Genomic DNA, 22,170 nt, shown 5'->3' with positions numbered 1-22,170 from the left:
GAGGGCGCTCACACTGTCGCCGCCTGCGTTGCACCCGAGCACAGACCTGGAACAATGTCCCCATGACCGACACTGCACCGCGCCCTGACACCGCCACGTCCATCCCCGATCGACCCTCCCTCGAGGGCCTCGAGGACAAGTGGGACGGCGTATGGAGCGAGCAGCAGCTCTACGCCTTCGACCCCGACACCACCCGCGACCAGGTCTTCAGCGTCGACACCCCGCCGCCCACGGCCTCGGGCTCGCTGCACGTGGGCCACGTGTTCGGCTACTCGCAGGCGGACATGATCGTGCGCTACCAGCGCATGCGCGGCAAGAACGTCTTCTACCCGCTGGGCTGGGACGACAACGGCCTGCCCACCGAGCGCCGGGCGCAGAACTACTTCGGCGTGCGCTGCGACCCCTCGCTGCCCTATGTGGAGGACTACACGCCCCCGCAGGAGGGCGGCGACAACAAGTCTTCCAAGCCCGGGAACCAGGTGCCCGTCTCGCGCCGCAACTTCATCGAGCTGTGCGAGCGCCTCACCGCGATCGACGAGAAGTCCTTCGAGGAAGTGTTCCGCACCCTCGGCCTCTCGGTGGACTGGAACTACAGCTACCAGACCATCAACGCGCACTCCCGCGCGACCTCCCAGCGTGCCTTCCTCGAGAACCTCGAGGCCGGTCAGGCGTACCAGTCCGAGGCCCCCACCATGTGGGACGTCACCTACCGCACCGCGGTGGCGCAGGCCGAGCAGGAGGACCGCGACCGCGACGGCGCCTACCACCGCCTCGGCTTCACCCGCACCGACGGCACCGGCGAGCAGGTCGTCATCGCGACCACCCGCCCCGAGCTGCTGCCCGCGTGCGTGGCTCTTGTGGCCCACCCGGACGATGAGCGCTACCAGGGGCTCTTCGGCAGCACCGTCACCTCTCCCCTGTTCGGGGTCGAGGTGCCCGTGCTGGCGCACCCCCTCGCCCAGCCCGACAAGGGCGCGGGCATCGCGATGATCTGCACCTTCGGCGACTCGAACGACGTCACCTGGTGGCGCGAGCTCGAGCTGCCCACCCGCTCCGTGATCGGCCGCGACGGCCGCTTCCTGACCGAGGCGCCGTGGATCACCACGCCCGAGGGCCAGGCGAACTACTCCGAGCTGGCGGGACTGACCGTGTTCAGCGCGCAGAAGCGCGTGGTGGAGATGGCGACCGAGTCCGGAGACCTCACCGGCGAGATCGAGAAGATCTCCCACCCGGTGAAGTTCTACGAGAACGGCGACAAGCCGCTGGAGTACGTCACCTCCCGCCAGTGGTACCTCACCAACGGAGGCCGTGATCAGTCCGAGGGCGGCCTGCGCGACGAGCTGATCGCCCGTGGCAAGGAGCTGACCTGGCACCCCACGTACATGGAGTCCCGCTACCGCAACTGGGTCGAGGGCCTGGCCGGTGACTGGCTGATCTCCCGCCAGCGCTTCTTCGGTGTGCCCTTCCCGATCTGGTACGCGGTGGGCGCCGATGGCGAGACGGACTACGACACCGTGCTCACTCCGTCGGTCCAGTCACTGCCGATCGATCCCACGATCGACGTGCCCGACGGCTTCGAGGAGTCCCAGCGCGGCGTGCCCGGCGGCTTCGTCGCCGACCCCGACATCCTCGACACCTGGGGCACGTCCTCGCTGACCCCGCAGCTCGCAGGTGGCTGGAACTCCGACCCGGAGCTCTTCTCCAAGGTGTACCCGATGGATCTGCGGCCCCAGGGCCACGACATCATCCGCACCTGGCTGTTCTCCACGATCGTGCGCTCCCACCTGCAGCAGGACTCGCTGCCCTGGAAGCACGCTTCGATCAACGGCTGGATCCTGGACCCGGACCGCAAGAAGATGTCCAAGTCCAAGGGCAACGTGGTCACCCCCATCGGTCTGCTCGAGCAGCACGGCTCCGATGGGGTGCGCTACTGGGCCGGTCGTGCCCGTCAGGGCGTGGACACCGCCTTCGACGAGGGGCAGATGAAGATCGGCCGACGCCTCGCGATCAAGATCCTCAACGCCTCGAAGTTCGCCCTCGGCTTCGGGGACGCCCCGGCCGATCCCGCCGGACGCCTCGCCGCAGATCCTGCCGTGGTGACCGATCCGCTGGACCGGGCGCTGCTCGCACAGCTGGCGGATGTCATCGAGCAGGCCACCGCCGCGAACGACGACATGGACTACGCCCGCGCGCTCGAGGTCATCGAGCCGTTCTTCTGGGCGTTCTGCGATGACTACATCGAGCTGGTCAAGGAGCGTGCCCACGGCAACTCCCCCGCCGGTGAGGCCGGGGCAGCTTCGGCCCGGGCCGCGCTCGCGATCACGCTCGAGGTGCTGCTGCGGCTGTTCGCCCCCGTGGTCGTGTTCGCGACCGAGGAGGTCTGGTCGTGGTGGCGGGGTGGCAGCGTGCACACCCAGGCCTGGCCCGAGGCCGCTCCCCTGCGGGAAGCGGCAGCCGGTCAGGACGCGGCGCTCGTGGACACGGTCGCGCAGGCCGCGATCACGCTGCGGCGCATCAAGTCCGATGCGAAGGTCTCACAGAAGACCCCGATCCTGTCCGTCACGGTCGTGGCCCCACAGGCGGCGCTCGCCCACCTCGAGGCCGCCGCCGGTGACCTCACGGCGCTGGGCCGCATCGAGAAGCTCGAGCTGGTCGCCGGTGAGGTCGAAGGGATCCTCACCCGCGATGTCGAGCTCGGCGAGCCGCCGGTCAAGCAGCCCCGGAACCAGGGCTGAGCCCGCGCAGGCTCGTTCTGCACAGTCGCAGTCTGCGCAGGCCCGGCTCAGTCTGCGCAGACCCGACTCGGCCTGTGCAGACCCGACTCAGTCTGTGCAGACCCGATCGTCGCCGGAGCTGAGTGGCCGGCGCTGTGAAAAGGAGACCCCATGGGCTTCGCCACCGTCCGGGCAGGATCCAGCTCCGGACTCATGTGGGCCGGTGCCGCGGTCGCCGCCACCGGAGTCTTCACTGCGCTGTTCGCCGTGGCCCTGATCGTCCAGGGTGAGGTGCTGGGTGCCGTGCTCGTGGTGCTGCTCGGACTGCTTGTGGTCGGGGTCGGGGTCGCCCTGTTCCTGCTCGCCCGCCGGGCCTGCGCACGTCTGGATGCCCGCGGGGTCGCCTGGTCCACGATGTTCGGAGCTCGCAGCTTCGTGCCCTGGGAGCAGGTCCACCAGGTCGTGGTCCCAGGGATGCACGAGCGAGGCGACTCGGTGCTGCTGTGGCTCCGGGACGGCTCCATGGTGCCGATCACGCCGCTGCGGAAGACGCAGAGCGCCGGCGACAGCACCGGCCCTCATCCGTGGTACGTGCGTGCCGGTGCCGCTGTGATCAGGGCGCATCAGCAGTGGCTTGCGCAGAACCCCGAGTCCGGGCGCTGAGCCCGCCCGGCCGGGGCTGCTGGGCTGAGCCGGCCAGGTCAGAACGGCCAGTTTTACTCGACGAAGTTCTTCGCCCCGTCGAAGATGCCGGAGGCGTCGTCGATGATGTTCTCGAGGTCGTACTCGCCCGTTCCGAAGGGCCTATATCTCCCGTGCGGAGATGCCCATGGGGGGAACTCCCCTGCCCGGTCTCGTCGTCACCGAGGAGCGCTCAGAAGGGCCACCGGTCCGCCACCCAATGTCCGGCATCGCGAGCTGCTCCGGAGGCATCACCGAGCGCGTCATCGATGTTGTAGTCACCGGGGGTGAAGGAGTCGACGATGGCGTTGGGGTGGATCGCGACCGAGAGGTTACCGGTACCTCCCCCGTAGACGGCGAACTCGCCACCGAGGCCGAAGGAGATCTCATCGGTCGAGACGGAGCCGCCGGTCGACGCGCCAGCACCGAAACCTGCCTGGCCGCCCACAGAACCCTCGCTGGAGAACCAGCCTCCGGGACTGGTCCGCTCGAACTTCACCGCACCCTCGGCGCCTGCGAAGGCCTCAGCTCCCGCGCCCCACTCAGCGCCGTTGACCTGGCCGTCCTCGTTGCGGGTCAGGTTCGCGTAGGCGTTGGTCTCGGCGTGGGCGCCCGCATAGCCTTCGACACCGATCTCGTAGCTCGAGCCCATCGGCCCGTGGAAGGTGTTCGAGATATCGCCGTAGACCCCCGCTCCGGCGCGGACGCCGGCGCTCGCCCCGTCAGGGCCGAGGCTGGCACCGCCCTCAGCATAGGCTTCCGCGCCGATGCGTCCGTCGGCCGAGATCAGGGGCTTGCCGTCAGGGCCGTAGACCATCTCGTCGAAGCCGACCTCGGCGCCGGCCCGAGCACCTGCACTCGCGGTGTAGTTGCCGTATTCGTCCTGGGTGGCGTGAGCGCCCGCACTCGCACGGGTCTCGGCGTAGCCGTCGAAGTACCCTCGCTCGTTGTCGATCTCCCTGCCGTCCCAGTGGGAGCCTCCTGCGTCAGACTGGCCGACCGGGCGTCCGTCGGCGGCCACCTGCCCCTCGCCGAAGTCCTCCCCGGAGCCGTACATGTGGTGATCACCCTCGGCGTCCCCACCGGTGAACCAGTCGTCCAGTCCGTCGGCCAGGTCACGGATGACGTCAGGGGTCAGCGGGAGGCCGATGAGCGGGCCTCCGAGGAGGGGCAGCTGGACGTGGAGATCACCGATCAGGTCGAGCAGGCCACCGCCGCCGCCGTCCACTGCCGACGCCTGGTCCTGCTCTTCGGCGTGCTGATCGAGCTGGTCGCCCTTGCCGCGGAGGGTGTCCGCCTGCGTATGGAGTCCGGGCTTGACCGTCCCGTGCCACTCGGCACGGAAGGCGTCTGCGTCGGCGCCGATCCAGGCTGCCGCATCGATCGCAGCGGTGACCCGCTCGGTCAGCTCGATGAGGGCCTGCGCACCCTGCCGGGATGCATCCCCGTGCTGTCGCAGCTGATCCGTGTCGCTGCCGTAGAAACCCGCCATGCCGCCCGTCCTCACTTCTGGTCCCCGAACATCACGAGGCTACCCAGTGGTCATCGCCGTGCCCATGGGGACAACTCCCCATGTGCCGACGATCGATGGTTCAGCACCGGGACAGTAGTGTGGCCGGGTCCGTCCCCTTTCACGTCGGAGAACCCTCTTGAGCATCACTATCCGCAGCGTCGCCGCCAAGGTGAACTACGCCGTCGGACCCTTCGTCATCCTGATCGGGATCGCAGCCGGCATCACGGCGATCATCCTGACGTGGGCCCTGGAGAGTGCCGGCTTCCTCATGCTGTTCCTCCCCTCGCTGCTGGCGATCGGCGCGGGCGTGTTCATCCTCTGGGCGGTGCAGCGCTCTGGGCTGCGGATCGACGGGCAGGGTTTCAGCTGGTGCGGGGCGTTCAAGGCTGCGCAGTCGTTGCGCTGGGAGCAGGTCCATCAGCTGCTGCCTCCCCCGCCCGGCAGCCCCCGGACCGTCGTGATCGCCCAGCTGCACGACGGCCGGCAGGTCGAGGTCAGGGCGATCTGGGAGTCTCCGACCTCACCTGCCGCGCTGCTGACCCCGGCCGACCACAGCAGGGCCCAGAACGCTCTGCTCAACGCTCATCAGGAGTGGCTCGCCGCACGGCGTTGAGGCAAGGCGGGCCCCCGCAGACGACCGTTTCCGTCCTCGAACCTGCGGAGACGGCCCGGCACATGCTGCGCTGCCCGGTTCAGCGCACAGCTCAGCGCACGACCTCGCGGTGGCCGGGATCCGGGCGGCGAGTCCAGCCGCGGCTGTCGAGATGCTCGAGCAGCGGTATCGCGACTCGGCGAGTGGTCGCGAGCGCCTGCCGGGCCTCGCTCGTGGTGAAGGGCTGCGGCAGCGCGGCGAGGGCGCGCATCGCCAGCGCGGGCGCCGCGGGCAGCAGGATCACCTCGTCCGGCAGGCGCAGCAGCCGTCCCTGCGCGGCTGCGGCCGCGAGCTCTCTCGGCCCGAGTCCCAGCGCGGCGAGATCGTCGGCCTCCGGCGCGGCGAAGGGTGATCGCGCGAGCCGCTCCTCGAGGGTGCGGACGCCAGCCTCGGCAGCGCCGAGATCCTGGCCCGACTCCGCATCGCGCACCCGACCCTCGTGCTGGACGAGTCCGGCAGCAGCCACCACCAGGTCGAGCAGCGCCTCGTCAGGCAGCGCAAGCGCATCGATCGCGGCCCTGCGCGGCAGCCCAGCGGTGAGCGGATCGGTGCGACGCTGCTGAGCGACGCGCTCGCCCAGCTGCTCCGCCCAGCCCGTCCTCGCCTCCGCATCCACCAGCCAGTCCCCGTGGCGGTGCACCGTCTCCGGCAGCGGGACCGGCAGCGTCATCCCGTAGCGGAGGAGGAGGGAGGCACGCACCGCGCCGCGGCGTCGCACTTCGAGGGCGAGGTCGCCGCCGAGCGGCATCTGTTCGAGCACTGCGCGCTGCCGGGCGCCGTCGCCGCGCCGCTCGAGGGAGGGAGGGTCGAGGTCGAGCGCCTGCACGCCGTTGCGCACCGAGTGGCTGCCGCTGCTGCGCAGCACCAGGTGGTCCCCGAGCTGGAGCGGGAGCGGGCGGTCCAGGGTGAGACGCGCGTGGTCGGGCCCCAGCGGGCGCACCCGCGCCCCGACTGCGGCAGTGCCGATGTGGGCCACCAGCTGCTGCGGGGCGTCCTCGAGGGATGTCCCGGTGCTGCGGCGCACGTCCAGGAGATGCGTGAGCTCCCAGGTGTCCGGCGTGAGCAGCACGTCGCCGCGACCGATCTCCTCGGTGCTCACCCCACGCAGGTTCACCGCGGCACGGCTGACCGGTCCCAGCTGAGGGACCTGGCCGCCGCGGCTCTGCAGGCCGCGCACCACGACCTCTCCGCTGCGATCAGCGCCGCACAGGGTGAGGCGGTCCTCGCGCCGCAGGGTGCCGGCGGCGAGGGTGCCGGTGACCACGGTGCCAGCTCCGGAGATCGAGAAGGCACGGTCCACCCACAGCCGCACCCGCTGCGCGGTGGAGGGTTCGCGGGCGGAGCCGACCGCGGCATCCAGCAGCGTGCGCAGCTCGTCGAGGCCCTGCCCGGCGACTGCGGAGATGCCGACGGCGGGCGCGCCTGCGAGGCCGGTTCCGGCGAGTTCGCTGCGGGCCTCGGCGATGACCTGCTCGACCCGGTCGGGGGCGAGGTCCATGCGGGTGATGACGATCAGGCCCTGGTCGATGCCGAGCGCCGCGATCGCATCCCGGTGGTCGCCGGACTGAGCCTGCCAGCCCTCATCCGCGGCGATCACGAAGCACACGATCGGGGCGGGGCCGAGGCCGGCGAGCATGTTGCCGAGGAAGCGCTCATGACCGGGGACGTCGACGAAGGACACCTCTCGGCCCGAGGGCAGCGCGGTCCAGGCGAAGCCGAGGTCGATGGTCAGCCCGCGCCGCTTCTCCTCGGCCAGCCGGTCCGGCTCGATCCCGGTGAGAGCTCGGATGAGGGTGGACTTGCCGTGGTCGACATGACCTGCGGTGGCGATGACCTGCATCATCGAGAAGTCTGCTGCAGGCGCCCGCGGGCCGCGGCCACGGCCAGGACGAGATGCGCATCCTCAGCGGCGGGCACGCAGCGCAGGTCCAGCAGGCAGTCGCCGTCCCGCACGGTGGCGACGACCGCCGGCTCACCGGTGCGCAGCGGGGCGGCGAGCTCGGGCTCGAGGGCGAGCGCCCAGCCGGGCAGCGGGACCTCGGCTCCTCCCCCGCCGCCGACCCGGCCCTCGTGGGCGAGCACGCGCCCGCCGAGCTGCACGGCGAGGCGCTCGGTGCGCTCGCGCAGGGCGGCCGGGTCCTGGCGCAGCGCCTCGAGCACCGGGGGGACGGGCCCTCCGAGGGTCGCCTCGAGCGCGGCGAGGGTGAGCTTGTCCGCGCGCACGGCCCGGGCCAGGGGGTGCCGGGCGAGGCGCGCGATGATCTCGGCGCTGCCCAGCAGGATCCCGGCCTGGGGGCCGCCGAGCAGCTTGTCCCCGCTGGCGATCACCAGGTCCGCTCCCCCGCGCAGGGCGGTGGCGGCATCGGGCTCCTCCGGCAGCAACGGTTCGGGGGCGAGCAGTCCGCTGCCGAGGTCCGCGATCAGCGGGACGCCCGCCTCGTGACAGGGGCCGGCGAGCTCGCGCAGGCCCACCTCGGAGGTGAAGCCGATGACTCGGTAGTTGCTGGTGTGGATGCGCAGCACGCAGCCGGTCCCGGGGCCGATCGCTCCTGTGTAGTCGGCGAGGTGGGTGCGGTTCGTGGTGCCGACCTCGCGGAGTTTCGCGCCGGTCGAGGTGATGAGGTCCGGCAGGCGGAAGCCGGCACCGATCTCGATCATCTCCCCGCGGCTGAGCACCACTTCGCCGTTCCCGGCCAGTGCCGTGACGGCCAGCAGCAGTGCGGCCGCGCCGTTGTTGACGACGAGCGCGTCCTCGGCCTCGGGACAGGCGACCAGCAGCGCCGCCCGGGCCCCGGCGCCGCGGCGGGAGCGGGCACCGGTGCCGAGGTCGAACTCGACGTCGGTGTATCCGGCGGCATCCTGCAGCGCGGTGCGTGCAGCCCCGGAGAGCGGCGCTCGGCCGAGGTTGGTGTGGACGATGACCCCGGTCGCGTTCAGAACCGGGCGCGAGGACCCGGCGGGACGACCTCCAAGGGCCGCGAGGATCTCCTCCTGCACCTGTTCGGGGGTGATCTCACCCGTCCGGGCGCGGTCCTGGACCGCGCGCACGATGCCGACCACCACGAGCTCGCTCAAGGTCGCTGTCGCGGCGACGACGTCGGGATGGGCCAGCAGCTGGTCGGTGCGCGGTATCCGACGACGCGGGTCCGGGCTCTCCTCGCCGGGCTGCGGGGGCACGGGCATGGGCACGGGACCTCCTGGTGCCGACGGGGCGGTGCCACCTGCGGGGGCGGCGAATGCATGGCGGAGGCGGACGGGAATCGAACCCGCCAGACCGAGATGCTCGGTCTCACCGGTTTTGAAGACCGGGGCGCCCACCAGGACACGTACGCCTCCGCGCACCAAGCTATCACCGCCGGACCAGGGACGACTCGCCCCGCACGGGCGTCTGCGGCGACATAGGCTCGATGCATGAACGAGAACCTGATCCGTCCCGTGTCCCAGCCCGCGATCCGTCTGACCACCATGGCGCACGGCGGCGGCTGCGCTTCGAAGATCCCGCCGGGTGAGCTGGAGGAGGTCGTCTCCGCACTCTCCGGGCAGCAGTACGAGCAGGTGATCGTGGGCCTCGAGGACGGTGACGACGCCGCCGCGGTGCGGATCGGCGGGCCCGATGGCACCACCGCTGTGCTCTCGACCGCGGATTTCTTCACCCCGGTGGTCGATGACGCCTTCGACTGGGGTCGCATCGCCGCCGCGAACGCCCTCTCGGATATCTACGCGATGGGCGGCGACCCGGTGGTGGCGATCAACCTGGTGGGCTGGCCCCGCGGGGTGCTCCCCTACGAGTTGCTGCAGGAGGTGCTCGCGGGCGGTCTTGCGATCGCGCAGGAGGCAGGGGTGCCGGTCATCGGCGGGCACTCGGTCGACGATCCGGAACCGAAGTACGGCATGGCGGTCACCGGCACCGCGCACCCGGACCGTCTGCTGCGCAACGACGCCGCCGAGGCAGGACTGCCGATCACGCTCACCAAGCCGCTCGGCGTGGGCCTGCTGAACAACCGGATGAAGAGCACCGGTGAGGTCTCCTCCGCGGCGATCGAGACCATGACGACCCTGAACCGCGATGCCTCGAAGGCGGCACTCGCCGCCGGCGCGAAGGCGGCGACCGATGTGACCGGATTCGGTCTGCTGGGACACCTGTTCAAGATGGGTCGCGCCTCCGGGGTGGGCATGGTGATCGACCGTGCCGCGGTGCCGCTGATCGACGGGGCCGCCGAGGCGCTGCGCGACGGCTACGTCTCCGGTGGGACGCGACGGAACCTCGAGTGGGTGCAGGCCAGCAGGGGGCTGCGCGCCGGGGCCGGCATCACCGAGGAGGATCTTCTGCTGCTGGCCGACGCGCAGACCTCCGGCGGGCTGCTGGTGATCGGTGAGGTCCCCGGCTATCCGATCATCGGCGAGACCGTGGAGGGCTCGGGCATCGACGTGCGCTGAGAACTCCTGCACTGAGGATTCCTGCGCTGACATTTCCTGCGCCGGGAACTCCCGCGCCGGAGCTCAGCCGGCGGTGGTGATCGAGTCGTCGGTGTTGCCCGTGGCGCGGCGCGCGGCGAGCCGTGCCTTCTGCGGCTCGATGACGCGGCGCGGGTCCTTCACGGACTCCAGCCCCGCGTACAGCACCCCGAAGCGGGTCAGCGCGGAGGAGGTCAGCAGCGCGACGCCGCTCGCGGCGGCGAGGTACCGGTTGCGGCCGCCGAGGAGGGTGCCGATGCCGCCGGCGATCGCGAGGCGCTCGGACCACTTCAGCAGCGTCCCGGCCCGCCCGGTCTCCAGCGGCTCGGCCTCCAGCGGATGCATCGACTCCTTCATGAGGTGCATGGAGATCACGTCTCCCACCACCCCGGCGCTGGCGAGGAGCCGGGCGGGACCGGCCTCTGCCACGGGGCTGGTGAGCATTGCGGCTCCGCCGGCGGCGAGGCTCGCGGAGGAGGTGAAGAGGTAGGAGAGGTGCTCGCGGCCCGCCTCCCAGGTCGGCACGACGGTGTTGCCCAGCAGCGCGCCGGTGTAGGAGGCCAGCAGCGGCGCGAGCACGCCCTGACCCAGCGAGGAGGGACCCTCGAGCCCGCTGAGCAGGTCACGCAGCACTCCCAACGGGAGCCTCTCCCCCGTCATCCGATCCACCTCGATCGCGCCGAGCACTCCGGAGAAGGTCGCGAACCCGCCGAGGATCCAGGTCCCCAGGCTCATCGGGGAGGTCACCTTGACGGTGCGCATCATGTTCAGGAATCGCTCGGGGCGGCCGAGGTCCTCGATCAGTGCGACGGTGCCCGCACCCACCGCGCCGAGGGCGATGAGGCGGGAGTTGCGGCGCAGCAGCGGGCGGCCGGTGCACTGCGCGCCGAGGGCGAGCAGACCGGAGCCGCCGGCGACCCCGCCGAGGAACAGGTAGATCGCGATCGGCTCCTTCCACGGCGGAGCCTTGACGACCTGTCGGCCGTAATAGGAGTCGAACTCATCGGACCGCTCGAACTCGACGTCCTCGACGACGGCGCCCTCGCGGGAGCCGTCCCCCATCCCGACCTCGGTGAGGCTGCGGCGGCGCCGTCCCCCGCCCCGGCGACGCTTCCGCGGGAGCTCGGGCGGGCGGTCGGCATCGAACTCGGTGATGCTCATCGGCGCCCTCCCAGGAACGAGAGCGCGGCCACGGCGACCATGCCCGCAGCGGCGATGCCCACCCGGGCGTAGGTGGCGGGCAGGGACTTGGTGGGGACCTGCGGGTCCGGTGGGAGCCCGTAGACCTCGGGCTCGTCCAGCAGCAGGAACACCGAGCCGGTGCCGCCGACTCCGTCCTTGGGGTTCGCGCCGTACAGGCGGGCCTCGGTCATGCCGCGCTCGTGGAGGTCGGTGACGCGCTGCTGCGCCTCCGTGGTCAGGTCCGGATGATCGCCGAACTTGATCGACTGGGTGGGGCAGGTCGCGGAGCAGGCGGGTTCCTGCCCGTCGACCATCTTGTCGTAGCAGAGGGTGCACTTGCTGGCGGTGCCCATCCGATCCACCTTGTCCCCGCGATGCGCGAAGGGTGAGATGGTGCCGTCGTCGCGGCGCTCGATGACCCCGAAGGGGCAGGCGCTCACGCAGGTGCCGCAGCCGTTGCAGACGTCCTCCTGGACCACCACGGAGCCGAACTCGGAGCGGAAGATCGCGCCGGTCGGGCAGACGTCCAGGCAGCCGGCGTTGGTGCAGTGCTTGCACACATCCGAGGACATCAGCCAGCGGAACTCAGGGGTGTCCGGCGGGGTGCGGTCCGTGCTCGACAGATCCCCGGCCGGAGTCGCGCCGCGGCGGCCCGAGGGCTTCGGGCCGATCCCGGGCATGCCGAGGCTGACGAGCTTGCGGCCCGATTCCCGGGCTTCCTCGATCCGCTCCTGCCCCTGCTCGATGAAGGCGACATGGCGCCAGGTGTTGGCGCCGAGCTCACCGGTGTTGTCGTAGCTCGAGCCGAGGATCTCCAGGTTGCCGTCGATGGGATTGCGGTTCCACTCCTTGCACGCCACCTCGCAGGCCTTGCAGCCGATGCAGATCGAGGTGTCGGTGAAGAAGCCCTTGCGCACGTGCTCGTGCGCCCAGCCGGCATCCGCGGCGGGCCCTTCAGGTCCGGAGAGCAGGCTCATCGGTTCTTCATCTCCTTCATCGAGCGTTCTCCGCTGGGGACCGCGCTGGCCTCCTCCGGCCCTCGCACCTCATGCGGGACGGAGCCGTCGGCGGGCCCGGCACCCGGGGCACCCTCGGCGCCGTCGACGGCCGGGTGCTCGGAGACGACCAGGCCGGCGCGGCGACGATATTCCTCGACCAGCTTCCCACGCTCCGGACCCCGCGGGCGGCGTCCCGGGAGGAGGGTGCACGAGTTGTTCTTGCTGTTCTGGATCTGCGTGTTGGCGTCGAGGTTCATCCCGATGAGGTCGTTGGCGCCGTCACCGCTGATGATCGCCTCGGTGCCCTGGCCCCAGTGGAACGGGAGCCCGATCTGGTGGACCGTCCGCTCCCCCACCTGCAGGGGGGTCATCCGCTCGGTGATCAGCACCTTCGCCTCGATCGCGCTGCGCGCCGAGATGATGGTCGCCCAGCCGTAGGGTTCCAGCCCGACCTCCTCGGCCAGCTCCGGGGAGACCTCGCAGTACATCTCCGGCTGCAGCTCCGAGAGGTAGGGCAGGAAGCGGCTCATGCCGCCGGCGGTGTGGTGCTCGGTGATCCGGTAGGTGGTGAACACGTAGGGGTACACCTCGCCGCCGGGCCCCATCGCCCCGGGCGAGCTGAGGTTGTCCTCATCGCGGAAGGTGACCCGGGTGGGGTTGGACTGCTGCGCATACAGCGGGTTGCGGATGTTCGACTCCGGGGACTCGTAGTGCGTCGGCATCGGGCCGTCCACCATCCCGGTGGGGGCGAACAGCCAGCCGCGGCCGTCGGACTGCATGATGAAGGCGTCGGTGCCGGAGAGCGCCGCGGCACCACCCTGGCTGGGATCCCCCGGATCGTCCGGACGCTTGGTCAGCGGGAAGTCGGGGACGTCGTTCCCGGTCCACCGGCCGGCCTCCTCGTCCCACCACACCAGCTTCTTCCGCTCGCTCCAGGGCCTGCCCTGGGGATCGGCCGAGGCACGGTTGTAGAGGATTCGGCGGTTCGCCGGCCACGCCCAGCCCCATTCGGCGGCCGTCTCATCCTGCTCCTGGCCGGGCGTGCGGCGGCGGGCCTGGTTGATGCCCTCGGCGTAGACACCGGTGTAGATCCAGCAGCCGCCGATCGTGGAGCCGTCGCCCTTCATCTCGCTGAACGCGGCGAGCGGCTGCCCGGCCTTCTCCCCGGTGAGGTGGCGGCCGTTGATCTCGGCCAGCACCGACTCGGCGTCGGGCTCACCATGGTCGTTGACCGGGTAGTCCCAGGTGAGGTCGAGGATCGCACGGTCACGAGGGTCCGTGGAGTCCTTGAGCTTCTCCCGGATGCGGCAGCCGAGGTCGTACATGAACTGCAGGTCGCTGCGCGCGTCACCCGGGGGCTCGACAGCCTGGTCGCGCCATTGCACCATGCGCTGAGTCTGGGTGAAGGAGCCCGCCTTCTCCGTGTGGTTCGCCGCCGGCAGGAAGAACATCTCGGTGGCGATCTGCTCCGGGGTGAGCTCCCCGGACTCGATCTCCGGACCGTCGCGCCACCAGGTGGCGGATTCGATCATGTAGAAGTCCCGCACCACCATCCATTCCAGATGCGACATGCCCAGGCGCTGGAGCCGCCCGTTCGCGGAGCCGACGGCCGGGTTCTGGCCGAAGAGGAAGTACCCGTCGACGCCATCCTCGAGCATCCGCATGGTGGTCTGGTAGGTGCCGTGGGCACCGGTCAGCCGGGGCAGGTGATGGAATCCCCAGTCGTTCTCCACCGTCGCGTTCTCGCCCCACCATGCCTTGAGCAGGTTGATGGTGTAGATGTCCGCGTTCGCCCAGAAGCCCTTCTGCTCCTTCTTGCCGATCCCGCGGGTGAACTCGGCGAAGTCGTCCTGTCCCACCTTCGGCATCGGCAGGTAGCCGGGGAGGATGTGATAGAGCGTCGGGATGTCCGTGGAGCCCTGGATCGTGGCATGGCCGCGCAGTGCCATGATGCCGCCGCCCGGGCGGCCCATGTTGCCCATGAGCAGCTGCAGGATGCCGGAGGTGCGGATCATCTGCGCCCCGCCCTGGTGCTGGGTCCAGCCCAGCGCGTAGGCGAACATCGTGGTCTTCTCGCGCCCGGAGTTCTCCGCGATCGCGGTGGCCAGGTACTCGAAGTCCTCCGGGGCGATGCCGCAGGTGTCCTGGACCATCTGCGGGGTGTACCGGGCGTAGTGGCGCTTCAGGATCTGGAGCACGCTGCGCGGATGCTGCATCGTCTCGTCACGCTCGGGCATCCCGCGGGTGATGCTGTCCTCATCACCGGCGTACGCCCACTTGCTGTTGTCATAGGTCGAGGTCTCCGGGTCGTAGCCGGAGAACAGGCCGTCGAGGTCCTCGGGGTCCCCGTACTCCTCGGAGATGAGCGTCGAGGCGTTGGTGAATGCCTGGACGTACTCCTTGAAGTACAGATCGTTCTCGAGCACATGCCGGATCACCCCGCCCAGCAGCACGATGTCGGTGCCGGAGCGGATCGGGATGTGCCGATCAGCGTTCGCCGAGGTGCGCGTGAAGCGAGGATCGACATGGATCACCCGCGCACCGCGCTTCTTCGCCTCGATCACCCATTGGAAGGCGACCGGATGGGCCTCGGCCATGTTCGAGCCCTCGATGACGATGAGGTCCGCATTGGCGAAGTCCTGGACCGACTGCGTGGCACCGCCACGTCCGAACGAGGTTCCCAGACTGGGAACCGTGGCGGAGTGTCATATGCGGGCCTGGTTCTCCATCTGGATGGCGCCCGCCGCGGTGAAGAACTTCTTGATCAGATAGTTCTCTTCGTTGTCGATGGTCGCCCCGCCGAGGCTGGCGATCCCCATCGTGCGCTTCAGAGGCCGGCCGTGCTCGTCCTCGTCCTCCCAGTGCTTGCGGCGGGAGGCGATGAAGCGGTCGGCGATCATGTCCATCGCCGTCTCGAGCTCGAGATCCTCCCACGCGGTCGCGTAGGGCCGGCGATAGCGGACCTTCGTCTGGCGGAGGTAGGAGTTCGCGAGCTGCTCGCTGGCGGCGCCCTTGGGGCACAGGCGACCGCGGGACACCGGGGAATCCGGGTTGCCCTCGATCTGGATGACCTTGCCGTCCTTGTGGAAGACACGCTGGCCACAGCCGACTGCGCAGTACGGGCAGACGCTGTCCGCCACCCCGTCGACGTCAGCGGTGCGCGGGGCGGTGGTGCGGGTCTTCGCCGAGGTGACCGCCTTGCCGCGGCCTGTCGGATCTGCCCCGCGAAGCTGCCGGATCACCGGCCAGTCGAGGAACGTTGTGCGAGCCATATCGGCATCCTACCTACCGCCTGCCCGCGGCGGGCCGCCTCACCACAGTTGCCCGCTGCCAAGTTCATACCTTCTCACCTGGGCAGATGGCCCTGGACCAGGGGGCGACGGCCCGCTATTCCTCAGAGCCGATAGATGTCGGGCCGCGGCAGGGGCATCGGCAAAGGCCACTGGTCCGGGATCGGCAGCGGACGCGGCAGCGGCTGAGGAAGCGGCCAGTTCTCCGGCAACGGCATCGGTTCCGGAAGCAGGCTGGGCAGCGAGCGCGGCTGAGGCAGCGGCCAATTCTCCGGCATGGGCAGCGGCGCGCGCTCCCCGATCGGCCAGCAGTCCGTCATGGGCGGTGGGAACAGCGGCGGCAGCGGTGGCGGAGTCGGGAAGCAGTCAGTGAGGATCGGCGGGATCCCGATGATCAGGTCGTCCGGATCGATGCGCGGCACCGGGCAGCGCGGGATCTCCAGCCTCGGCAGCGGCAGGATGGGGAACGGGAAGGGGCCGACGTCGAACGGTCCGTCCGGAACGGTCGGGACCGGCGGCTTGCCCCACGGCGGGGGGATCGGCCAGGTGAAGTCATCCCCCGGTGTCGGGAGCGGAGAGACCGGCGGCTTCCCCCACGGCGGAGTGATCGGCCACGTGAAGTCATCTCCCGGTATCGGGAGCGGAGGGAAGATCGGGGGAAGGATCGGGGGGAGCCCCTTGGGCAGGGGAAACGGCAGGGGCTGGCTCGGGATCGGCATTCCCGGCGAGGTGGGCGCTCGGCGTCCGTCACCGCCGCCGGAGGCCTCGTCCTGGGCATCGGCGTGACGGCTCAGCTCGCGTCCATCTGCTCGGAGCATGTGGATCATCTGCTCGATGAGCGGCCGGACCTCCCCGCCCCAGCGCTCGTGGAACGAGTCGGCATCAGGCCCGATCCATTCGATCCCGTCGATCAGACTCGCGCAGCTCCCCAGCAGCGACTCCACCGCCCCTGCCGCTGCACCGCAGGCCGTGCCATGCTGACGCAGCACCTCGACCTCGGCTCCCCAGAACCCGCTCATCGTCCGCTCCCCTGCTCATCGCCATCCGTCTAGGACGAGAAACTACGGGGCCCGCTTCCATCCGTCGATGGGGAGGACTATCCATGCACCCGCCTGCTGCGGCAGGACCACGGGCCTCAGCGGAGCGGCCCAGCAGGGGTGATCAGGCAGAGACGACCCGACGGGGGTGGCCCGACGGGGATGGCCCGGCAGGTGCGACCGGGTCAGTTCTGCGCAGAGCTCTCCGCGGGGCTCGCGCCGGAGCTCTCGTCCCGGATCCGCTCATGGTGGCGGATCACCTCGGTGACGATGAAGCGCATGAAGGCTTCGGCGAAAGTGGGGTCCAGACCTGCCTGATCAGCCAGGGCACGAAGCCGATCGACCTGCTCGCGCTCCCGCGAAGGATCCGCAGGCGGCAGTCCATGCTCGGCCTTGAGCACCCCCACACGCTGAGTGTGGGCGAAGCGCTCGGCGAGCAGATGCACGAGCGCGGCATCGATGTTGTCGATGCTGCGCCGCTCCTCCAGAAGCAGCTCGCGGGCACGGGTCTCGGGGTGGCTGCCTCCTGCAGGTCCCGGCTTCGCACCGGTCATGCCGTGCGCTCCTGGCGGGTCCGGGAGCTCTCACGGTCCGCGTCCTTGCCGGTGAGCATCAGCGGGGCGCGTCCCTGGGTGATGACGCCCTCGGTGATCACGACCTTGACCACGTCGTCGCGAGAGGGCACCTCGAACATCACCGGCTGCAGGGAGTCCTCCAGGATCGCTCGCAGTCCACGTGCTCCGGTCTCCCGCTGGATCGCCTTGTCGGCGATGGCCTCCAGGGCGCTGCGCTCGAAGTCGAGCTCCACCCCGTCCAGGGCGAACATCTTCTGGAACTGCTTGACCAGTGCGTTGCGCGGCTCCGTGAGGATGGTGATCAGGGCGTCGCGATCGAGGTTCGAGACGCTCGTGATCACGGGCAGACGGCCGATGAACTCGGGGATCAGTCCGAACTTCAGCAGATCCTCCGGCAGCAGCTTGGAGTAGATCTGCTCCTGCTCGAGGGGGGTATGCAGCTCGGCGCCGAATCCGATGCCGCGCTTGCCGAGCCGTGAACCGATGATGTCCTCGATGCCTGAGAAGGCACCCGCCACGATGAACAGCACGTTCGTGGTGTCGATCTGGATGAATTCCTGGTGGGGATGCTTGCGCCCGCCCTGCGGCGGCACCGCGGCGACGGTGCCCTCGAGGATCTTCAGCAGGGCCTGCTGCACACCCTCCCCGGAGACGTCGCGGGTGATCGACGGGTTCTCGGACTTCCGACCGATCTTGTCGACCTCATCGATGTAGATGATGCCGCGTTCGGCCTTCTTGACGTCGTAATCTGCGGCCTGCAGGAGTTTGAGCAGGATGTTCTCGACGTCCTCCCCGACATATCCCGCTTCCGTGAGCGCGGTCGCGTCCGCCATCGCGAAGGGGACGTCGAGCATCCGGGCGAGGGTCTGCGCGAGATAGGTCTTGCCGCAGCCGGTGGGACCCACCAGCATCACGTTGGACTTGGCGACCTCGATCTCGTCGCGCTCGGAGTCGGCCTCCTCCGCGAGGCTCACCGCGGCGCTCTTGGCCGGCGAGGCAGATTCGGCGGCGTCCTGCGCACGCACGCGCTTGTAATGGTTGTAGACGGCGACCGCGAGCGCACGCTTGGCGGGCTCCTGGCCGACGACGTACTCCTCGAGAAAGTCGAAGATCTCGCGGGGGGCCGGGAGGGGGGCCTGGTCCTGGGCGACCGGCTGAGCGGCCTGGATCTCTTCGGCGATGATCTCGTTGCACAGCTCGATGCACTCTTCGCAGATGTACACCCCGGGGCCGGAGATCAGTCGTTCGACCTGCTTCTGCGACTTTCCGCAGAAGGAGCATTTGAACACGTCGGACCCATCGCTCGTACGCGCCATGTCCGTGTCCTTTCATCGGGCCGTCAGCAGTGCTCTTGCAGAATCCTCGGGTCACGGCTCGAGCCCCGCGGACCCTCACCACGGTACCGCGCAGACGACCCCGGACGCGGTAGGCGACGCGCTCCGGGACGCCGCGCCCCGCAGGAGCGATGCTCGGCCCCCGAGGGATTGAGGCCGCGCCCCGCCGGATCGACGGCCGGCCTCCGAGGGAACCGTCGCCGCCCCGCGGGAACGACATCAGCCCCTGCCAGCGCTCGGGAGCGGGCAGGGGCCGATGGATCGTGACGCCGGTGCCGCCGCGGGGCCTCAGCCGAGGCGCCGGAAGCGGCGGGCGATCACTTCGAGAGCTGCGCGCGAGGCACCTTGCGGGACTCCAGCACCTGGTCCACCAGGCCGTAGTCGAGCGCTCCGGCCGCGGTGAGGATCTTGTCGCGCTCGATGTCGACGCTGACCTGCTCCTTGGTGCGACCGGAGTGGAAGGCCAGGGTCTCCTCGAGCCATTCGCGCATGCGCATGATCTCGTTGGCCTGGATCTCCAGGTCGGAGGCCTGGCCGCCGCCGCCCTCTCCACCCATGGCGGGCTGGTGGATCATGATGCGCGCGTTCGGGAGCGCGAGGCGCTTGCCCGGAGCGCCGGCCGCCAGCAGCACGGCGGCGGCGGAGGCCGCCTGGCCCAGGCACACCGTGGTGACCTCGGGCTTGATGTACTGCATCGTGTCGTAGATCGCGGTCAGCGCGGTGAACGAGCCGCCGGGGCTGTTGATGTACAGCGTGATGTCACGATCCGGGTCCTGGGATTCCAGGACCAGCAGCTGGGCCATCACGTCGTCCGCGGAGGCGTCGTCGACCTGGACGCCCAGGAAGATGATGCGGTCCTCGAACAGCTTGGTGTACGGGTCCTGACGCTTCATGCCGTAGGCGGTGCGCTCCTCGTACTGAGGCAGGACATAGCGCGACGTGGGAAGCGGGGCCGTCGGGGCCATCCGGCCGGCCTGGGCGGTGGGGAATGCGCCGATGGTGCGGGGGTCGAAGGTCACTGGGTCTCCTTGAGTCAAGGGTGTCGGTGGGTGCCGGGGCCGGTCAGTCGGCGGTGCCGCCGCCACCGGTGACGTCACGCGCACCGGTGACGATCTTGTCGATGAAGCCGTACTCGAGCGCCTCCTCCGCGGTGAACCACTTGTCGCGGTCGGAGTCGGCGGTGATCTGCTCGACGCTTTTGTCGGTCTGCTCGGCGATCAACTCGGCGAGGGTGCGCTTCATCGACAGGATGAGCTCGGCCTGGATCCTGATATCGGTCGCGGTGCCACCGAGGCCACCGAGCGGCTGGTGCATGAGCACGCGGGTGTGGGGCGTGGCGAAACGCTTGCCCTTGGTGCCGGAGGAGAGCAGGAACTGTCCCATCGAGGCGGCCATGCCCATCGCCACCGTGACCACGTCCGGCTGGATGTACTTCATGGTGTCGTAGATGGCCATCCCGGCGGTGATCGAACCACCGGGGCTGTTGATGTAGAGGTAGATGTCCTTGTCCGGGTCCTCGGCGGCGAGGAGGAGCATCTTGGCGCAGATCGCGTTGGCGTTCTCGTCGCGCACCTCGGAGCCGAGCCAGACGATGCGCTCGCGCAGCAGGCGCTGGTAGACGTTGTCGTCCAGCCCCATGGGGGTGTCGCCGGCCGCATTGCGGGGCGGGGAGGTCTGAGTGCTCTGCGGGGTCACGCGGGTCACGGTGTCTCCTTGATAGCGGAAATCGTCGATGACACGACTCTAGGCGCTCGGCGGGACCCTCGCGGGCCCTGTTCGCCGCAGGCGCACTGCACGAGCGGGACAGCGGGCCCTGCCAGCAGAGCGGACGTCACGCGCAGCCGGACGGGGCTCGCTCCACCGCGTCCCAGCCCTCGCCAGATCCCTCCGCTGTGTCCCGCCTCTCGCGAGATCGTCAAGTCGTGGCGAGATCGGGTCACGTCCGGCGATGCGCGTGCAAAAACCGTGTCAAGACCACGGTTCAGCTCTGCCAAGCACCCTTACCGATGCCCCGTCGCCCTCCTACGGTGGCTACATCGCCTCGAAGACGGTGGTCACAACAGCCTGCAGTACACCCCGGCCCACGCCGGGACCGGAAGGAACGAACCGCACATCATGGCCCAGCACAACTCGCATCGCATCCCCGGCCGCGCCCAGCTCCCGACCCACCACGCCCAGCGCGCGGCTCGTGGCCTCGGTGGAGCTGCCGTCCTCGGCACCGTGGTCCTCGGCACCGCCTTCGTCGGCGGCGCCGCCCAGGCCGCTCCGGCGGCGCCCGCCGCCCCGATCGCCAGCGCCCCGGCAGCACCTGCTGTCAACGCCGCCCCCGCGGCCCCCACGGCCACCGCTCCCACCGCTGTCCTGGACAGCTCGCAGAAGCTCCGCTGGGGCTCGCGCAGCGGTGCCGTGCAGGATCTGCAGTCGGCGCTCAACGACCACGGCGCGAACCTGTCCGTCGACGGCGTGTTCGGCAAGCGCACGCACTCCGCAGTGAAGGACTACCAGTCCTCCCAGGGCCTCCAGGTCGATGGCGTCGTCGGTCCCCAGACCCGCAGCGCGCTCAACGGCGGTGCCGTCTCCACCGGCGGCGCCTCGGCTCCCGCCGCCTCGTCCTCGAGCTCCTCCTCGAACACCAGCTCGATCGTCAGCGCCGCCCGTTCGGCCGTCGGCACCCCCTACAGCTGGGGCGGCTCCTCGCTCGGCGGCATGGACTGCTCCGGCCTGGTGAACTACGCCTACCAGGCTGCCGGCATCGACCTCCCGCGCACCTCGGGCCAGATCGCCAACGGCGGCCGCTGGATCTCGCAGTCGCAGGCTCAGCCCGGAGACATCGTCGCCTGGTCCGGCCATGTCGCGATCTACGCCGGCAACGGCCAGATCATCGACGCCTCCGGCTCCAAGCAGCGCGTCGTCGAGCGTTCCATCTGGGGCAACCCGATCGGCTTCGTGACCTACCGCTGATCCACAGCGCGCACGCAGAACGGCCCGGCCCCCTCTGGGGAGCCGGGCCGTTCGCATGGCCGCTCACCTCAGCGTGCCCGGTAGATCCTGCCGAACGCCGCCTCGGCGCCGGGGATGGGCCCGACCAGCTCCCATTCCACCAAGCGACCACCGGGCACGTCGAAGGCGCGGGTGCCATCGCCGAGCATGACGGGGGCCGAGAACACCTGCAGCTCGTCGACCAGGCCATGCTCGAGCGCTTGGCGGGCGATATCCGCGCTGATGATCTGCACGTCCTTGCCCGCTGCGAGCTGCTGAGCCCGGCGCACCGCCTCCACGACGTCCACATCCCATGCGGTCACCGCGGGATCGTCAGCGAGTTCCGCCGGGCGGTGGGTCAGAACTATCTCGGTGCCCGTCCATGCCCCGCCGTAGGCTTCGGCGGTGAGCTCATCGCGATGGTCGGCCTGTGCGCGGGCGGCGTCGTAGCCGCGGCGCCCGGAGAGGATCACGCCGACGGCAGCGGCGAGTCGTGCGAGCACCGACTCGTCCATCCTCGGGCAGGCCTCGAGCCACGCCATGTCGTGCTCGGGGCCGGTGATGAACCCGTCCAGGGACGCAGTGAAGCTCCAGGTGACCTTGCTCGTGCCGGATGCGGTCGACGATCCCATCAGGTACCTCCGGGGACGGCAGTCTCGGACCGTTGCGGGCCGGGTCGCCGAGTCTTCCATCGACGACGCCGGGCCGCCACCCCGATGGGTGACGGCCCGGCGTCGTCTCATGCCCCGCAGCGGGGGCG

Annotated in this window: 17 protein-coding genes and 1 tRNA gene; 5 read left to right on the top strand and 13 right to left on the bottom strand. The window is 70.1% G+C overall.

Annotation, left to right across the window (positions count from 1 at the left end; all coding sequences use genetic code 11):
• Positions 1 to 62 precede the first annotated feature (62 nt).
• Complete coding sequence (gene valS, locus ACT3UF_RS13080) at positions 63 to 2,735, top strand: valine--tRNA ligase (protein WP_441445088.1); 2,673 nt, start codon at positions 63 to 65, stop codon at positions 2,733 to 2,735.
• A 150-nt stretch (positions 2,736 to 2,885) separates the two neighbouring features.
• Positions 2,886 to 3,377, top strand: coding sequence for a hypothetical protein (locus tag ACT3UF_RS13075; RefSeq protein ID WP_441445087.1), 492 nt, complete (start codon positions 2,886 to 2,888; stop codon positions 3,375 to 3,377).
• 211 nt (positions 3,378 to 3,588) lie between these two features.
• Here the strand turns inward: ACT3UF_RS13075 and ACT3UF_RS13070 are convergent, their stop codons facing one another.
• Complete coding sequence (locus tag ACT3UF_RS13070; RefSeq protein ID WP_441445086.1) at positions 3,589 to 4,887, bottom strand: WXG100 family type VII secretion target; 1,299 nt, start codon at positions 4,885 to 4,887, stop codon at positions 3,589 to 3,591.
• Positions 4,888 to 5,044: 157 nt separating this feature from the next.
• On the opposite strand from ACT3UF_RS13070, the gene ACT3UF_RS13065 reads away from it, so the two are divergent.
• Positions 5,045 to 5,521 (top strand): hypothetical protein, encoded by a 477-nt coding sequence (locus ACT3UF_RS13065; RefSeq protein ID WP_441445085.1) that lies wholly within the window; start codon positions 5,045 to 5,047, stop codon positions 5,519 to 5,521.
• A 91-nt stretch (positions 5,522 to 5,612) separates the two neighbouring features.
• Here ACT3UF_RS13065 and selB read toward each other — a convergent pair whose 3' ends face one another.
• The 3 genes from selB to ACT3UF_RS13050 all read right to left on the bottom strand — a co-directional run bounded on the left by selB (position 5,613) and on the right by ACT3UF_RS13050 (position 8,896).
• On the bottom strand, positions 5,613 to 7,400 hold the full coding sequence (gene selB, locus ACT3UF_RS13060; protein ID WP_441445113.1) for a selenocysteine-specific translation elongation factor: 1,788 nt from the start codon (positions 7,398 to 7,400) through the stop codon (positions 5,613 to 5,615).
• Entirely contained in the window at positions 7,400 to 8,743 is a 1,344-nt protein-coding gene (gene selA, locus ACT3UF_RS13055) for an L-seryl-tRNA(Sec) selenium transferase (RefSeq protein ID WP_441445112.1), read from the bottom strand. Before selA ends, selB begins: the two co-directional genes overlap by 1 nt.
• A 58-nt stretch (positions 8,744 to 8,801) precedes the next feature.
• A tRNA-Sec gene (locus tag ACT3UF_RS13050) sits at positions 8,802 to 8,896 on the bottom strand.
• A 75-nt stretch (positions 8,897 to 8,971) separates the two neighbouring features.
• Here ACT3UF_RS13050 and selD point away from each other — a divergent pair.
• Positions 8,972 to 9,997, top strand: coding sequence for a selenide, water dikinase SelD (selD, locus tag ACT3UF_RS13045; protein WP_441445084.1), 1,026 nt, complete (start codon positions 8,972 to 8,974; stop codon positions 9,995 to 9,997).
• A gap of 63 nt (positions 9,998 to 10,060) precedes the next feature.
• Here selD and nrfD read toward each other — a convergent pair whose 3' ends face one another.
• The 8 genes from nrfD to ACT3UF_RS13005 all read right to left on the bottom strand — a co-directional run bounded on the left by nrfD (position 10,061) and on the right by ACT3UF_RS13005 (position 20,069).
• Positions 10,061 to 11,176 carry an NrfD/PsrC family molybdoenzyme membrane anchor subunit gene (nrfD, locus tag ACT3UF_RS13040; RefSeq protein ID WP_441445083.1) on the bottom strand — a complete coding sequence of 372 codons (1,116 nt, stop codon included), beginning with the start codon at positions 11,174 to 11,176 and terminating at the stop codon, positions 10,061 to 10,063.
• A complete protein-coding gene (locus ACT3UF_RS13035; RefSeq protein ID WP_441445082.1) occupies positions 11,173 to 12,174 on the bottom strand; it encodes a 4Fe-4S dicluster domain-containing protein in 1,002 nt (333 codons plus the stop codon). The genes nrfD and ACT3UF_RS13035 overlap by 4 nt, the downstream gene beginning before the upstream one ends.
• On the bottom strand, positions 12,171 to 15,467 hold the full coding sequence (gene fdnG / locus ACT3UF_RS13030) for a formate dehydrogenase-N subunit alpha (RefSeq protein WP_441445081.1): 3,297 nt from the start codon (positions 15,465 to 15,467) through the stop codon (positions 12,171 to 12,173). Before fdnG ends, ACT3UF_RS13035 begins: the two co-directional genes overlap by 4 nt.
• Before the next feature lie 122 nt (positions 15,468 to 15,589).
• Positions 15,590 to 16,504, bottom strand: a complete 915-nt coding sequence (locus ACT3UF_RS13025; RefSeq protein ID WP_441445080.1) for a hypothetical protein — start codon at positions 16,502 to 16,504, stop codon at positions 15,590 to 15,592.
• Between the two features lie 203 nt (positions 16,505 to 16,707).
• Entirely contained in the window at positions 16,708 to 17,076 is a 369-nt protein-coding gene (locus ACT3UF_RS13020) for a chorismate mutase (protein ID WP_441445079.1), read from the bottom strand.
• Positions 17,073 to 18,413 carry an ATP-dependent Clp protease ATP-binding subunit ClpX gene (clpX, locus tag ACT3UF_RS13015; RefSeq protein WP_441445078.1) on the bottom strand — a complete coding sequence of 447 codons (1,341 nt, stop codon included), beginning with the start codon at positions 18,411 to 18,413 and terminating at the stop codon, positions 17,073 to 17,075. The genes ACT3UF_RS13020 and clpX overlap by 4 nt, the downstream gene beginning before the upstream one ends.
• A gap of 335 nt (positions 18,414 to 18,748) precedes the next feature.
• Positions 18,749 to 19,396: an ATP-dependent Clp protease proteolytic subunit gene (locus ACT3UF_RS13010; protein ID WP_441445111.1), complete on the bottom strand. Its 648-nt coding sequence runs from the start codon at positions 19,394 to 19,396 to the stop codon at positions 18,749 to 18,751.
• Between the two features lie 97 nt (positions 19,397 to 19,493).
• Positions 19,494 to 20,069 carry an ATP-dependent Clp protease proteolytic subunit gene (locus ACT3UF_RS13005; protein ID WP_441445110.1) on the bottom strand — a complete coding sequence of 192 codons (576 nt, stop codon included), beginning with the start codon at positions 20,067 to 20,069 and terminating at the stop codon, positions 19,494 to 19,496.
• Between the two features lie 477 nt (positions 20,070 to 20,546).
• On the opposite strand from ACT3UF_RS13005, the gene ACT3UF_RS13000 reads away from it, so the two are divergent.
• Entirely contained in the window at positions 20,547 to 21,392 is an 846-nt protein-coding gene (locus ACT3UF_RS13000) for a C40 family peptidase (protein ID WP_441445077.1), read from the top strand.
• A 68-nt stretch (positions 21,393 to 21,460) separates the two neighbouring features.
• Here ACT3UF_RS13000 and ACT3UF_RS12995 read toward each other — a convergent pair whose 3' ends face one another.
• A complete protein-coding gene (locus tag ACT3UF_RS12995) occupies positions 21,461 to 22,042 on the bottom strand; it encodes a dihydrofolate reductase family protein (protein WP_441445076.1) in 582 nt (193 codons plus the stop codon).
• Positions 22,043 to 22,170: the final 128 nt, after the last annotated feature.

Origin of the sequence: Brachybacterium sp. AOP24-D1-21 (assembly GCF_052378665.1) — a bacterium.
In the GTDB taxonomy this organism is placed as follows: Bacteria; Actinomycetota; Actinomycetes; order Actinomycetales; family Dermabacteraceae; genus Brachybacterium.
This window is presented reverse-complemented; position numbering and strand designations above follow the sequence as displayed.

Bases quoted from the DNA above. Each gene is read 5' to 3' on its own strand.
- valS (WP_441445088.1), top strand. From the start codon at position 63: ATGACCGACACTGCACCGCGCCCTGACACCGCCACGTCCATCCCCGAT.
- ACT3UF_RS13075 (WP_441445087.1), top strand. From the start codon at position 2,886: ATGGGCTTCGCCACCGTCCGGGCAGGATCCAGCTCCGGACTCATGTGG.
- ACT3UF_RS13070 (WP_441445086.1), bottom strand. From the start codon at position 4,887: ATGGCGGGTTTCTACGGCAGCGACACGGATCAGCTGCGACAGCACGGG.
- selB (WP_441445113.1), bottom strand. From the start codon at position 7,400: ATGCAGGTCATCGCCACCGCAGGTCATGTCGACCACGGCAAGTCCACC.
- selA (WP_441445112.1), bottom strand. From the start codon at position 8,743: ATGCCCGTGCCCCCGCAGCCCGGCGAGGAGAGCCCGGACCCGCGTCGT.
- selD (WP_441445084.1), top strand. From the start codon at position 8,972: ATGAACGAGAACCTGATCCGTCCCGTGTCCCAGCCCGCGATCCGTCTG.
- nrfD (WP_441445083.1), bottom strand. From the start codon at position 11,176: ATGAGCATCACCGAGTTCGATGCCGACCGCCCGCCCGAGCTCCCGCGG.
- ACT3UF_RS13035 (WP_441445082.1), bottom strand. From the start codon at position 12,174: ATGAGCCTGCTCTCCGGACCTGAAGGGCCCGCCGCGGATGCCGGCTGG.
- ACT3UF_RS13025 (WP_441445080.1), bottom strand. From the start codon at position 16,504: ATGAGCGGGTTCTGGGGAGCCGAGGTCGAGGTGCTGCGTCAGCATGGC.
- ACT3UF_RS13020 (WP_441445079.1), bottom strand. From the start codon at position 17,076: ATGACCGGTGCGAAGCCGGGACCTGCAGGAGGCAGCCACCCCGAGACC.
- clpX (WP_441445078.1), bottom strand. From the start codon at position 18,413: ATGGCGCGTACGAGCGATGGGTCCGACGTGTTCAAATGCTCCTTCTGC.
- ACT3UF_RS13010 (WP_441445111.1), bottom strand. From the start codon at position 19,396: ATGGCCCCGACGGCCCCGCTTCCCACGTCGCGCTATGTCCTGCCTCAG.
- ACT3UF_RS13005 (WP_441445110.1), bottom strand. From the start codon at position 20,069: ATGGGGCTGGACGACAACGTCTACCAGCGCCTGCTGCGCGAGCGCATC.
- ACT3UF_RS13000 (WP_441445077.1), top strand. From the start codon at position 20,547: ATGGCCCAGCACAACTCGCATCGCATCCCCGGCCGCGCCCAGCTCCCG.
- ACT3UF_RS12995 (WP_441445076.1), bottom strand. From the start codon at position 22,042: ATGGGATCGTCGACCGCATCCGGCACGAGCAAGGTCACCTGGAGCTTC.